At 73.4% G+C, this 12486-nt stretch carries 14 protein-coding genes; 8 read left to right on the forward strand and 6 right to left on the reverse strand.

What is annotated here, in order from left to right:
- A partial coding sequence (locus tag ADY59_RS43325) for a sensor histidine kinase (protein WP_053175712.1) occupies positions 1-1138 on the reverse strand: 1138 nt, incomplete at its 3' end.
- 61 nt (positions 1139-1199) lie between these two features.
- Between ADY59_RS43325 and ADY59_RS43330 the strand changes: the two genes are divergently transcribed.
- The 4 genes from ADY59_RS43330 to ADY59_RS43345 are packed head-to-tail and all read left to right on the forward strand — an operon-like array spanning position 1200 to position 4858.
- Complete coding sequence (locus ADY59_RS43330; protein WP_049575931.1) at positions 1200-1847, forward strand: ABC transporter permease; 648 nt, start codon at positions 1200-1202, stop codon at positions 1845-1847.
- Entirely contained in the window at positions 1840-3105 is a 1266-nt protein-coding gene (locus ADY59_RS43335) for an ABC transporter ATP-binding protein (protein WP_049575933.1), read from the forward strand. The genes ADY59_RS43330 and ADY59_RS43335 overlap by 8 nt, the downstream gene beginning before the upstream one ends.
- Positions 3102-3878: an ABC transporter permease gene (locus tag ADY59_RS43340; RefSeq protein WP_231619170.1), complete on the forward strand. Its 777-nt coding sequence runs from the start codon at positions 3102-3104 to the stop codon at positions 3876-3878. Before ADY59_RS43335 ends, ADY59_RS43340 begins: the two co-directional genes overlap by 4 nt.
- Complete coding sequence (locus tag ADY59_RS43345) at positions 3875-4858, forward strand: glycine betaine ABC transporter substrate-binding protein (RefSeq protein WP_063780965.1); 984 nt, start codon at positions 3875-3877, stop codon at positions 4856-4858. Before ADY59_RS43340 ends, ADY59_RS43345 begins: the two co-directional genes overlap by 4 nt.
- A gap of 24 nt (positions 4859-4882) precedes the next feature.
- Here the strand turns inward: ADY59_RS43345 and ADY59_RS43350 are convergent, their stop codons facing one another.
- Complete coding sequence (locus tag ADY59_RS43350) at positions 4883-5794, reverse strand: sigma-70 family RNA polymerase sigma factor (RefSeq protein ID WP_049575936.1); 912 nt, start codon at positions 5792-5794, stop codon at positions 4883-4885.
- 206 nt (positions 5795-6000) lie between these two features.
- Here ADY59_RS43350 and ADY59_RS43355 point away from each other — a divergent pair, with 206 nt between their 5' ends.
- The gene (locus ADY59_RS43355; RefSeq protein ID WP_049575961.1) at positions 6001-6870 is read left to right on the forward strand and encodes an alpha/beta fold hydrolase; all 870 of its coding nucleotides are present in this window, start codon (positions 6001-6003) and stop codon (positions 6868-6870) included.
- A gap of 21 nt (positions 6871-6891) precedes the next feature.
- Here the strand turns inward: ADY59_RS43355 and ADY59_RS43360 are convergent, their stop codons facing one another.
- On the reverse strand, positions 6892-7527 hold the full coding sequence (locus ADY59_RS43360; protein WP_049575938.1) for a peptide deformylase: 636 nt from the start codon (positions 7525-7527) through the stop codon (positions 6892-6894).
- A 194-nt stretch (positions 7528-7721) separates the two neighbouring features.
- A complete protein-coding gene (locus tag ADY59_RS43365) occupies positions 7722-8126 on the reverse strand; it encodes a hypothetical protein (protein WP_049575963.1) in 405 nt (134 codons plus the stop codon).
- A gap of 205 nt (positions 8127-8331) precedes the next feature.
- Between ADY59_RS43365 and ADY59_RS43370 the strand changes: the two genes are divergently transcribed.
- The 3 genes from ADY59_RS43370 to ADY59_RS43380 all read left to right on the forward strand — a co-directional run bounded on the left by ADY59_RS43370 (position 8332) and on the right by ADY59_RS43380 (position 10269).
- The gene (locus tag ADY59_RS43370; protein WP_049575942.1) at positions 8332-8622 is read left to right on the forward strand and encodes a nuclear transport factor 2 family protein; all 291 of its coding nucleotides are present in this window, start codon (positions 8332-8334) and stop codon (positions 8620-8622) included.
- 94 nt (positions 8623-8716) lie between these two features.
- Complete coding sequence (locus ADY59_RS43375) at positions 8717-9229, forward strand: RNA polymerase sigma factor (RefSeq protein ID WP_231619172.1); 513 nt, start codon at positions 8717-8719, stop codon at positions 9227-9229.
- Positions 9226-10269, forward strand: coding sequence for a CU044_5270 family protein (locus tag ADY59_RS43380; protein WP_049575944.1), 1044 nt, complete (start codon positions 9226-9228; stop codon positions 10267-10269). Before ADY59_RS43375 ends, ADY59_RS43380 begins: the two co-directional genes overlap by 4 nt.
- Before the next feature lie 18 nt (positions 10270-10287).
- On the opposite strand, the gene ADY59_RS43385 is transcribed toward ADY59_RS43380, so the two are convergent.
- Both ADY59_RS43385 and ADY59_RS43390 read right to left on the reverse strand, forming a co-directional pair.
- Entirely contained in the window at positions 10288-11553 is a 1266-nt protein-coding gene (locus ADY59_RS43385; protein WP_049575947.1) for an extracellular solute-binding protein, read from the reverse strand.
- A 21-nt stretch (positions 11554-11574) separates the two neighbouring features.
- Positions 11575-12486: carbohydrate ABC transporter permease (locus ADY59_RS43390; protein ID WP_049575949.1), on the reverse strand; the 912-nt coding region annotated here is incomplete at its 5' end.

Here is a 12486-nt window from a genome sequence, read left to right on the forward strand (position 1 = left end):
GCCAGCCGCCTTCCGGGGCGGGGCCGGCTTCGACGGTGCCGCCCGCCTGCGCCAGCCGCTCGGACAGTCCCCGCAGGCCGGTGCCCGCTCCCCCGCCGGAGATCGGCGGATCGCCCGGATCCGAGGCGTCGCCGGGACCGGGCGGCGCGACGGCCCCGGCCGGGGCGGGGCCGTCGTCGTGGATGGTCACCGAGTGGCCGGTCAGGTGAATGGTGACCCGGGTGGCGCCGCTGTGCCGGAGGACGTTGGTGACGCCCTCGCGTACCACCCAGCCGAGCAGCTCCTGCGCCCGCGCGTGCGGCGGCTCGCCGGTGCGGCGCACGGACGCGGAGACGCCGGCGGCGCTCAGGGCGTCGCCGGCGCGGGCGAGCTCCGCGCCCAGCGAGCCCTCCCGGTAGCCGGTGACCGCCTCGCGGACCTCGGCCAGCGCCTGACGGCCGACGGTCTCGATGTCGGCGGCGTGCCGTTCGGCCTGGCCGGGGTCGCGGCGGGCCAGGCGGCGCACCGCCTCGGCCTTGACGACGACGACCGACAGCGTGTGCCCGAGCAGGTCGTGCAGGTCGCGGGCGAAGCGCAGCCGTTCGCGTTCGACGGCGGCGTCCGCCAGCCGCCGCCGGGTGCCGGCCAGCTCGGCGATGAGCGCGTGCAGGTGCATGATGAACGCCACCACCAGCCCGGCGCTGAACGTCCCCCACGCCAGCGCCATCACCGGTTCCAGGCCGCCGCCGGTGAGCCAGGTGACCAGCGCCGCCGCCGCGGTCACCGCCAGCAGCGGCGCCAGCAGCGCCGCCCGTACGGTGCGGCCGGCCAGCACCAGCCCGCACGCGATGCCCGCCAGCGGGAACAGGTACAGCCACCCGCCGGCGAAGACGGCCGCCAGGGCGGTGACGGCGGCGGCCAGCAGCGCCAGCGCCACCGTGGCGGCCACGGGGCGTGACCGGAAGGCGAGCAGCACCGCCGCCGCGTACAGGGCGGTGACGGCGGCCAGGCCGAGCCAGGCCAGCCAGGCGGGACGGCTGTCGCCGGCCGCGGTGTCCCACGCGGCGGCGGCGCCGATCAGGGCGAACGCGAGGAACCCGGTCCCGGACGGCGGCCCGTAGGGGCGGGAGCCGATCGGGCGGGCGTGGTCGGTGGTCATCACCTCCCACGTTAGACGGATGACCGATCACGGTAAGTAACACGGTGATCGGGGGATCCGCGTGAATCTGTGGGAGTACATCGCCGACCGGAGGGATTTGCTGCTCTTCGAGACGGCGCAGCACGCCAGCATGGTGGCGCAGTGCGTGCTGGTGGCGGCCGTGATCGGCGTGGTGGTGGGGGTCGTCACCTACCGGCGGCCCCGGGGGGCGGCGCTGGCCACCGGGACGGCCGGGGTGCTGTTCACGGTGCCGTCGCTGGCGATGCTCGGCCTGCTCATCCCGGTGCTCGGGCTGGGGGTGGCGCCGAGCGTGACGGCGATCGTGCTGTACGCGCTGCTGCCGATCATCCGGAACACGGTGGTGGGCCTGCGGGGGGTGGATCCGATGCTGGTGGACGCGGCGCGCGGGATCGGCATGAGCCGGCTGCGGGCGCTGACGCGGATCGAGCTGCCGCTGGCCTGGCCGGTGATCCTGACCGGTATCCGGGTCTCGACGCAGCTGGCGATGGGGATCGGCGCGGTGGCCGCGTACGTGTCGGGGCCCGGGCTGGGCGAGCAGATCTTCTCCGGGCTGGCGCGGCTGGGCGGCGCGAACGCGGTGAACTCCACGCTCACCGGGACGCTCGGGGTGGCGCTGCTGGCGCTGCTGTTCGACGCGTGTTTCGTGGTGCTGGGGCGGCTGACGACGCCGGGAGAGCGACGTGGCTGAGACGGGCGGCGGGGTGCCGATCGAGCTGCGCGGGGTCACCAAGACGTTTCCCGGGGCGGCCGGGCCGGCGGTCGACGAGCTGGACCTGACGATCGCGGCCGGGGAGATCGTGGTGCTGCTCGGGCCGTCGGGATGCGGCAAGACGACGACGATGCGGATGATCAACCGGCTGGACGAGCCGACGGCCGGCGACATCCTGATCGGCGGGCGCAGCTCGCGCGACATCGACCCCGACCGGCTGCGGCGCAACATCGGGTACGTGATCCAGCAGGCGGGGCTGTTCCCGCACCTGACGGTGGCCGCCAACATCGCGCAGGTGCCGCGGCTGCTGAAGTGGGACGCCGATCGGATCGAGCGGCGCGTGGACGAGCTGCTGACGCTGGTCGGGCTGGACCCCGCGACGTTCCGCCAGCGCTATCCGCGCCGGTTGTCGGGCGGGCAGCAGCAGCGGGTCGGCGTGGCCAGGGCGCTGGCGGCCGACCCGCCGGTGATGCTCATGGACGAGCCGTTCGGGGCGCTGGACCCGATCACGCGTGAACGGCTGCAGGACGAGCTGCTGCGGCTGCAGGAGGAGCTGGCCAAGACGATCGTGTTCGTGACGCATGACGTGGACGAGGCACTGAAGATCGGCGACCGGATCGCGATCATGGAGCGGGGGGCGCGGATCGTCCAGTACGCGCGGCCGGCCGAGATCCTCACCGCGCCCGCCGGCGAGTACGTCGAGCAGTACCTGGGCGGCGGGTCGTCGATGCGGCTGCTGCGGCTGACGAAGGTGGGCGACATCCGGCTCGACACGGTCCCGCACGCCACCGCGGGCGCGGACGCGCGGCAGTTGCTGGCCGAGGTCGAGGCCGGGGGCCGCGACTTCGCGCTGATCGTCGACGAGGCCGGGCGGCCGCGCCGGTGGGTGAGCGCCGCCGACCTGGCGCGGGCCCGAGGGCCCGTCGGGGAGCTGGGCGAGGAGACGGGGCCGCCGATCGGGCACCGGATGACGTTGCAGGACGCGCTGGAGGCGCTGCTGAACGCCGACAGCGACCTCGTGCCGGTCGCCGGCAGAGGGCAGGCGTACGCGGGGGTGCTGTCGCTGAGCACGGTGCAGAACGCGATCCAGGTGATCAAGGCGCGCGAGCGGGAGCGCCGCCGGCGGCGGCTGTCCGGGCTGACCGGCGACGGCGGCCGTACGGAAAAGGACGGTACGGGCGGCGGCGGTACAGGGAGCGGCGGTACAGGGAGCGGCGGTACGGGGGGCGGGTCGTGACCGTCAGCGGGTCGGCCGCGCAGCAGGCCGCGATCCCCGAGCCGGACGTCGGCCGCTCGTGGCACATGCTGCTGGTGCCGCTGATCTACCTGGCGGTGGCCGCCGCGATGGTCGCCTACACGCAACTGGTGCCGCTGGACGACATCGAGCGCAGCGCGCTGCGGCTGCCGTTCCTGGCCCGGCGCACGTGGGAGCACATCCGGCTGGTGTTCTTCTCCACGGTGCTGGTGCTGGCGGTCGCGTTGCCGGCCGGGGTGCTGCTGACGCGCCGGTCGCTGCGCTGGGCCACGCCCGCGGTGCTGGCGGTGGCGAACCTGGGACAGGCCACCCCGGCGGTCGGCCTCATCGTGCTGCTCGCCGTGCTGTTCCAGATCGGGTTCTGGACGGCGGTGGCCGCGCTGTTCGCCTACAGCCTGCTGCCCACGCTGCGCAACACCATGGTCGGGCTGGAACAGGTCGACCCGCGGCTGATCGACGCCGGGCGCGGCATCGGCATGTCGGCGCCGGCCGTGCTGTGGCACGTCGAGCTGCCGATGGCCGCGCCGGTGATCCTGTCGGGGGTGCGCACCACGCTGGTGCTGAACGTCGGGACGGCCGGGATCGCGGCGTTCATCGGCGCGGGCGGGCTCGGCGACCTGATCACCGCCGGGGTCAGCACCCAGCGCAACCTGGTGCTGATCACCGGCTGCGTGCTCATCGCCGTGCTGGCGATGCTCATCGACTGGCTCGGCGGCGTCGCGCAGCGCCTGCTGTCGCCGAAGGGCCTGACGTGAGGCGGGCCCTGCCGGCGCTGCTCCTGCTGCTCGTGGCGGTGCTGGCGGCGGTGGTGGCGGCGGCGGAGGGCGGGCTGCGGCCGGCGTCGGCGTTCATCCCGCCGGTGGGGCCCGGCAGCATCGAACCGGTGCCCGGCCTGGAGGGCGTACCGCTCAGGGTGACGTCGAAGGAGTTCACCGAGCAGCTCATCCTGGGCAAGATCGCGGTGCTGGCGCTCACGGTCGCCGGCGCCGAGGTGACCGACCGGACGAACGTGCAGGGCAGCGTGAACGCGCGCCGGTCGCTGACCCGCGGCGACGCCGACCTGATGTGGGAGTACACCGGCACCGGCTGGATCACCTACCTGGGCAGGTCCGATCCGATCCCCGACCCGTGGCGGCAGTACGAGGCCGTGCGGGAGCTGGACCTGGAGCGCAACGACATCGTGTGGCTGCCGCCCGCGCCGCTGAACAACAGCTACTCGATGGCCGTCACCCGCGCCACCGCCGACCGGTACGACATGCACGACATCTCCGACATCACGAACGTGCCGCCGGAGCAGCGGACGTTCTGCGTCGACCACGAGACGTTCGGCCGCTCCGACGGGTTCCTCGGCATGCTGCGCGCCTACGACCTCGGCTACGGCACCGACGTGCAGCCGTCGAAGGTGCGCCGCGTGTCGACCGGCGTGCTGTACAACTCGATCGCCAGCGGCCAGTGCACGCTCGGCATGGTGACCACGACCGACGGCCGCCTGGAGGCGCTCGGGCTGGCGCTGCTGGAGGACGACCGCCACTTCTTCCCCCTGTACAACCCGTCGGTCACCATCCGCGGCCCGGTCGCGCGCGCCCACCCGGAGATCGCGCGCGTCTTCGCGCCGATCAGCGCCAAGCTCACCAACGAGGTCATCCGCAAGCTGAACGCCCAGGTCGACGTCGACGGCGACGTGCCGGTGCTGGTCGCCCGCGACTGGATGCGCTCCCAGGGCTTCCTCACCTGAAGACGGGCCGGGCGGGCGGCCCCCTCAGGCATCGGGGACGACATCAGGGACGACATCCAGGATGGTGTCGGGGACGGCGAACTCCAGGTCGCGCAGGCGGTCCGGGTCGGCGATCACGTCGATGCCGGTGATCAGGCCGGCCTCGACGGTGAAGGTGAGGACGAGCCGCAGGCGGCCGTACGGCGCCATCGCCAGCGCGGCGGCCCCGTCGATGAGCGCCACGCCCGTGAAGCGCGCCCGCCCGGTGGCGGCCATCGCGCCCTGGGCCACGACACGCGCGCCCCGCACCACGACCGGCTCCGGCGTGGGCACGACCAGGCGGTCGGCGCGCAGCACCACGTCCGGGTGCAGCAGCGTCACCAGCGCCTCGAAGTCGCCGCCCCGGGTCGCCGCCAGGAACGCGTCGACCACCCGCCGCCTGCTCGCCGCGTCGCTCACGGGCGCCGACGCGCCCCTGACGCGGCGGCGTGCCCGGCTGGCCAGCTGCCTGACCGCCTCCGGTGAGCGTTCCACCATGGCGGCGATCTCGTCGAACGGCACCGCGAACATGTCGTGCAGCACGAACGCCAGCCGCTCGGCCGGGCTCAGCCGGTCGAGCACCACCAGCAGCGCCACCCCGACCGAATCGGCCAGCACCGCCTCCCGCTCCGGGTCGGCGCCGCCCTCCAGGGCCGGCTGCGTCTCCAGCGGATCCTCCCGCCGCGTCTGCCGCGAGCGCAGCATGTTCAGGCACAGCCGCGCCACCACGGTCGTCAGCCACGCCCCGAGGTTGTCCACGCCGGTGACGTCGGACCGGCTCAGCCGCAGCCACGCCTCCTGGACGGCGTCGTCGGCCTCGCTGACCGACCCGAGCATCCGGTAGGCCACGGCCCGCAGCTGGCTCCGATGCTCCTCGAACCGCCCGGCCAGCCGGTCGTCCCCGGCGTGCTCGTCCACCGTCGCCCTTGTCCTTCCTCGTTCGTGCTCGTTAGTGCTTGCTCGTGCTCGTTCGTGCTGGTCAACGTCTGGCCACACTAGCCGGACGGCCCGCCGGCGCCGGAGGCGAGGGGGGCGCCCGCTCTTCCGGGGACAGGTTGGGCCTGGCCGGTAGCGGCGAATCCGCTGAGGATGGCCGGGGTCAGGCGAGTTTCGAGGGAGTGCTCATGTCCGCCACCTCCACGCTGGTGTTCGTTCACGGCTTCTGGCACGGCTCCTGGTGCTGGAGCGAGGTCATCCCCCACGTGGTTGCCGCCGGCCGCCCGGCCGTCGCGGTGGACCTGGCGGGGCACGGCCTGTACGCCCGGCGTCCCCGCTGGCTCACCGCACGCCCGTACGATGCCGCGGCGGTGAGCGCGGAGGTGTCTCCGGTGGCGGACGTGGATCTCGGCGACGCCGCCGAGTTGCTGACATCGCAGATCAAGCGGATCGGCGGCGGCGCCCCCGTCACCGTGGTGGCCCACAGCGCGGCCGGCCCGGTGCTGACGCGGGTCGCCCAGCGGACGCCCGAACTGGTCGCGCACGCGGTGTACCTGACCGCGTACATGCCGGCCTCCGATGTGCCGGCCGCGGCCTACACGCGGACGCCGGAGGCCGCAGACGACCAGGTCGCGCCGTTGCTGCGGGGCGACCCGGCCCGGATCGGCGCGCTACGGCTGGACCTCGCCACCGGCGACGCCGACTACCGGCAGCGGCTGCGCGAGGCGTTCTACGACGACGTGCCCCCGGTCCTGGCCGACGCCGCCACCGGCCTGCTGACGCCCGACGGCCCCATCGGCATCATGCTCGGCACCACGACCCTGACCCGCGACGGCTGGGGATCGGTGCGGCGCACGTACGTCACCTGCACCCGGGACAGGGCGATCCTGCCGGCGCTGCAGGCGAGGTTCGTCGCGGAGGCAGACGCGGCCTTCCCCGGCAACCCGACCTCCGTCGCCGCGCTCGACGCCTCCCACTCGCCCTTCCTGTCCGTGCCCGGCGAGGTGGCCGGCATCTTGACCAGCATCTTGACCAGCATCGTGACCCCGCTCGGCTGAGCCGTTCCCCCGCAGGGGCGCTCAGCCGGCGTCGGGCCGAGGAGCCTGGAAGCGCTCGTGGTTGACGACGGTCGACAGCGAGCGCGGCTCGGCCCGGTCGAGGTACAGGACGCCGTTGAGGTGGTCGGTCTCGTGCTGGGCGATGCGCGCCGGCCAGCCGGACAGCTCCCTCTCGTACGGGCGCCCGCCGCCGTCGGAGGCCGACAGCCGGACGCGGGCGTGACGCGCGACGACGGCCGTCAGCCCTTCGACGCTCAGGCACCCCTCGTGGAAGGCGTGGTAGCGCGAGCCCAGCGGGGTGAGGACAGGGTTGACCAGCTCCAGCGGCCCCTGGGGCACGCGCTCGCGCTCCGCGGCGACCTCCGGCGGCACCTCGGCCGGGTCCTCGATGACGGCCAGCGCCAGGGGGATGCCGATCTGCGGGGCGGCGAGCCCCACCCCGACGCCCGGCAGGTGCCGGAACATCGCGTCGAGCAGGTCGCGCAGCAGGTCGTCGGGGAGCTGGCCGTCATACGGTTCGGCCGTGCGGCGCAGCACCGGGTCGCCGACCTGCGTGACCTGCCAGGGCCGGGGGGCCGCCAGCAGGGCGTGCACCTGCTCGGCGAGCTTGTCACCGCTCCCCGCCCGCCCGGCGCGGGAGGTGTGCTGGTGTTCCATGGGCGAAGGTCCCTTCGGTCGGCCGGCCGGCTCCCGCGCGCGGTGAATCAGGGCGAACGACGGGAACTCTCCCCGGGTCGGCGGCGAGCCCGTCGAGCGCGGGCTGCCGCGGCGGCGGTCTTGGGAGCCGAGTGAAGCAGCCTGCGGCCGACGCCCGCAAATCGGTTCCGGGGCGCGCCGCGCCCGGCGTCCGGTCAGGCGGCGTCGAGGGCCTCGGTGATCTTGCGGGCCATCTCGGTCATGGTGGGGCTGGGCTCGCCGTGGTGGGGGCGGGTGGCTGCTTCGACGGCGACGATGACGGTGCGGCGGAAGTTGCCGGCCTCGGCGGGGTTCTGCTGGTTGAGCAGGTTCATGGCTTCGGTGAGGGCGGGCAGCACCTGGTCGGCGAGGTCGGCTGTGGTCCTGCCGTACTTGACGCCCTTGGGCGCCTTGGCCAGGACGTGTCCGATGGGGCCGGTGGCGGAGGTGAGGGCGATGGAGCCTTCGGTGGCGGCCTTGTGGGCCGAGCCGGCGACGCCGGCGGCGGACATCAGGGAGACGGCGCCCCACGCGGCAGTGCGGAGGGTGAGCTTGTCCTGGTCGGTCAGGGTGATGGCCATGGTGTGCTCCTTCACAGCGACGGAGGCGCCGGGCCCGGTGGCCGCGGTCGCCGCTCCGTTCATGTGCTCAACCATGGCCGGAAGCCCTGATACCGGGCCGCCGCCGCCCTGACACGAGCGCTGACACGAGCGCTGACACGAGCGCTGACACGAGCGGCGGGGATGGTGCCGGTTAGGATGGGCGGGTGTCTCATGGTGATCAGCCATCGCGCCGCGACGGGGAGGGGCCGAGGCGCTCCGCGATGCCGAACGGCGTCTGCAGCGCGCACAACTGGCCTCGGACGTGGCCGAACTGGACGGGCTGATCGACGACCGGCTGCTGTTCACCGGTCCCGACGGCCGGTGCTGGTTCCTCGGCACGCTCGAAGGCGCCGTGAACGGCGAGCCCTTCCGCGCCCGCGTCCGCTACACCCGCACGTGGATCCGCGACGGCGGCGGCCGGCGCCTGATCGCGGCCCATGTCGGCCCCGCCGGGGCGGACCAGGCCCCGGCCTGACCGCCGGGACTCCTTCTGCTCGGAGCGCGGTGCCACGTTCCGCGAAGTGCCGGACATGTACCCGATGTCCGGCACTTTTCGGCAAGGAGACTTCGTGACACACCGGGATCGCTTCGAAGCGGTCTATGACGCGCACTATCCGGCGATACACCAGTACGCCGCCCGCCGTACCGGCTCCCCCGACGACACCGCCGACGTCCTGTCGGAGACGTTCCTGACGGCCTGGCGGCGCATCGGCGACGTGCCCGAGGGCGAGGAGGCGCTGCTGTGGCTGTACGGGGTGGCCCGCCGGGTGCTGGCCAACCAGCGGCGCGGCGCCGCCCGCAGGGCCGTGCTCACCGAACGGCTGCGCGCGGAACTGGCCGCCGACCGGCCGGTCAGCCCGGCCGGCCTGGAGCACGTCCGCGCCGCGTTCGACGGGTTGCCCCAGCGTGACCGCGAGGTCCTGGCGCTGGCGTGCTGGGAGGGCCTGACCGGCGAGCAGATCGCCAAGGTCGTGGGATGTACGGCCATCGCCGCCCGGACCCGGCTGCATCGGGCGCGCAAGCGGCTGACGGCGGCGCTGGAGCGGCAGGCGTCCTTGACGATCGCGATGGAGGAAGCATGAGCGACATCGACCACCTGGTCAAGGCCATCGACCCGGTACCCCACGCGCCGCAACCGGGGCCCGGCGCGGGCGAACTGCGTGCGGCGATCATGGCGACGGCGGCGCCCCCGGCCCGGCGGCGGCCGCCGTGGCGGGCCGGTGCCCTCGCTCTCGCCGCGGCCTCGGCCGCGACGGCGGTCTTCCTCAGCCAGGCCGCCCCCACCGAGACGCCCTCACCCGCGCGGAGCACCGGCGTCACCTCCCTGTCGGGCGCCTCGGTGCTGCTGGCCGCCGCCGTCAAGGCCGATGCCGCGCCCGAAGGCGCCTACTGGCACCTCAAGGAACTGCACGCGGGGCAGCGGCCCGGGCCCTACGGCGAGAACGGCGACACCACCTACCACCTGGAAACCTCCAGCCTCTTCGAGCAGTGGGTGGCCAGGGACGGCCGGACCTGGCGCGGTTTCAGGCAACTGGCCGCCCGCCCGCTGGACGTGGAGGCGTGGCGCCGGGACGGCTCGCCGACGGAGTGGCCGAAGGGACGCGACCCCGGTCCCCCGTACTCCACCTCGCCCGGTGAGAGCCTGTTCTTCCGGAACAAGGGGAAGCCGAGGCTCTACTGGAGTGCGATGCCGCTGACCCTGAAGGAGATCGAGGAGCTGCCCGCCGACCCTGAGGCGCTGAAGAAGCGCGCCCTCGAGGCGATCCGCAGGGACAAGGGCGCCGGTCCGGCGCGGGACGCGCTGGCGGGCACCCTGTCCTCGCTGCTGTACGAGCTGCCCGTCTCCCCGCAGGTGCGCGCCGCCGCGTACCGGGCGCTGGCGACGCTGCCGGGGGTGCGGGCCGAGGGGCCGGCCACCGACCCGCGGGGGCGGGCGGGCGTGGCCGTGACCTTCCTGACCCAGGGAGATCGGACGCCCCGGACCAGGTTGATCATCGACCCCGGCACCTCCAAGGTGCTGGCCGCCGAACGCATCGGCCTGCCGGACGGGAAGGAGCGGCGCCAGGTGGTGCTGGAGTCGGGCTGGACCGACACCGAGCCGTCCCCGCCCTCGGCCGGGTGAAGCCTCCTGCGGGCCGGGTCAGGAACCCTCGGCGACCTGCTGGAGTTTGGCGAGGACGGCTCGCGGGTCGCCGTCGGGGGCGAGGGCGGTGCCCAGGTCGGCGGCCATCGTGCCGCGCAGCTCGGCCCAGACCGGCTGGGAGGTCGGGTCGAAGCGCGCCTTGGCCACCATGTCCAGGATCGGGCTGATCTTCGGGTCCTTGCGCATGACCTCCGAGGCGGACGCGGTCGTCGGCAGCAGACCCTCGACCTTCAGGTACTCGGCGTAGTTGCCGGCCTGGTAGAAGTAGTTCAGGAAGTCGCCGACCAGCTGCTGGTTGCCGTCCTTCTTGAAGGCCATGAGGTAGTCCTGGATGCCGTGCGTGGCGGGCTCGGCCCCGTGGTTGGTGGGATGCGGGGCCGTGCCGTACTCGATGCCGGCCTTCTCGACCCGGTCGAGGAAGGCGCGGGTGCCGAAGGAGCCGTACACCATGCCGACCTTGCCCTGGGCGAACAGCGGCCAGGTGCCGTCGGGCCGGTTGGTCTGGCCCGGGTTCGGCTGCGTGTAGCCCTCCTGGGCCAGCGACTTGAGGAACTCCAGGGCCTCGGCGTTGCGCTCGCCGTTGACGGTCCACTTGCCGTCGGTGCGCCAGTCGCCGCCGTTGGCCCGCACCCAGGTGCCGAACTCGTAGTCGCCGGCCTCGGCGCCCATCGCGAGCGCGTACGGCACGTAGCCGCCGGGCAGCGCCTTGATGGCCTTGGCCGCCGCGCGGAACTCGTCCCACGTGGCCGGGGGCTTGTCGAACCCGGCCTCCTTCAGGACCGTCTTGTTGTAGTACATGCCGTTGACGGTCGCGACGAACGGCAGGCCGTACTGGGCGCCGTCGTAGGAGGCGTTCTCGGCGAAGGCCGGCAGGAAGTCCGACAGCACCTGCTTGGAGACGACCTCGTCGGCGCGGTACAGCAGGCCCGCCTCGGCGTAGTCGGCGAAGACGTTGATGTTGAGGAGGTCGGGCAGCTGCCGGGTCTGGACCATCGTGTTGACCTGGCTTTGCAGGTTGCCCCAGTCGATCACCTGCAGGTCGACGTTCTTGCCGGGGTGCTCGGCCTCGAAGGACTTGATCAGCTTGTCCCAGTAGGGGCGGGTGCCCTCGGTGTACTGGGCGACGACCAGCTTGATGGACTGCTGCTCGCCGCCGCCGCCGCCGCCACCGCCACCGCCGCTGCCGCTGCCGCATGCGGTCAGGGCGAGCGCCAGGGCGGCGGCCGCGGCCAGGCCGCCGAGCCGCGATCTTCTGGAGGTCATGTCACACCGGTCTTTCTCTTGTCACTTGGTGCTGCCTGCGGTAAGGCCGCTCACCAGATGCTTCTCGATGAGCGCGAAGAGGATCACCGCCGGGACGATCGCCATCAGCGCCGCGGCGAAGAGGTACTGGTAGTTGGTCTCGTACAGGCCGATGAACTGCTGGACGCCGACCGTGAGCGGCACGCGCCCGCCGGCCGGGTCGTTGAAGAGCGTCAGCGCGATGACGAACTCGTTCCACACCTGGATGAACGTGAAGATCATCACGGTGACGAGGCCGGGCGCCGCCAGCGGGAGGATCATGCGCAGCATGATCCGGAACCGGCCGAGACCGTCCATCATCGCGGCCTCGTCGATCTCCACGGGGATGGAGCTGAAGTGCGCGTGCAGGATCCACACCGCGAACGCGAGGTTGAAGGCCGCGTTGATGGCGATGATGACGCCGTAGCTGTTGATCCCGTCGACGAACAGTGCCTGCTGGTAGAGCCCGATGAGCAGCGCCACCGCCGGGAACATCTGCGTCACGAGGATCACGCCGAGAAACGCCGTACGCCCCCTGAACCGGGAGCGGGCCAGCACGTAGGCCGCGGGCGCGGCGACGACCAGCACCAGCGCGGTGGAGACCAGCGCGATGGTCATGCTGACCCGGAAGTAGTCGGCCAGCGGGATCCGGTTCCACACGTCGAGGTAGTTCGACCAGGCCCAGCTCTCCGGCAGGTACGTCGCGGGGACGGCGAACAGTTCCGCGTCGGTCTTGAGCGAGCCGGACAGCATCGCGGCGTAGGGCGCGACGAAGAACAGCGCCACGGCGAGCCCGACGAGCGGGAGCACGACGGGCCGCACGCGCCGCCATCCCCGGCCCGCCCGCACCAGCGCCGGCCGGCTGCGGCGCACCTGCGGCGTGCGCGGCCGGCGCTGGTGCGGGCGGGCCGGGGA

It is taken from the genome of Nonomuraea sp. SBT364, from assembly GCF_001083785.1.
In the GTDB taxonomy this organism is placed as follows: Bacteria; Actinomycetota; Actinomycetes; order Streptosporangiales; family Streptosporangiaceae; genus Nonomuraea.

Excerpts from the sequence above, each read along its gene's own strand:
- ADY59_RS43355 (WP_049575961.1), top strand. The coding sequence starts at position 6,001 with ATGTCCGCCACCTCCACGCTGGTGTTCGTTCACGGCTTCTGGCACGGC.
- ADY59_RS43360 (WP_049575938.1), bottom strand. The coding sequence starts at position 7,527 with ATGGAACACCAGCACACCTCCCGCGCCGGGCGGGCGGGGAGCGGTGAC.
- ADY59_RS43365 (WP_049575963.1), bottom strand. The coding sequence starts at position 8,126 with ATGGCCATCACCCTGACCGACCAGGACAAGCTCACCCTCCGCACTGCC.
- ADY59_RS43380 (WP_049575944.1), top strand. The coding sequence starts at position 9,226 with ATGAGCGACATCGACCACCTGGTCAAGGCCATCGACCCGGTACCCCAC.
- ADY59_RS43385 (WP_049575947.1), bottom strand. The coding sequence starts at position 11,553 with ATGACCTCCAGAAGATCGCGGCTCGGCGGCCTGGCCGCGGCCGCCGCC.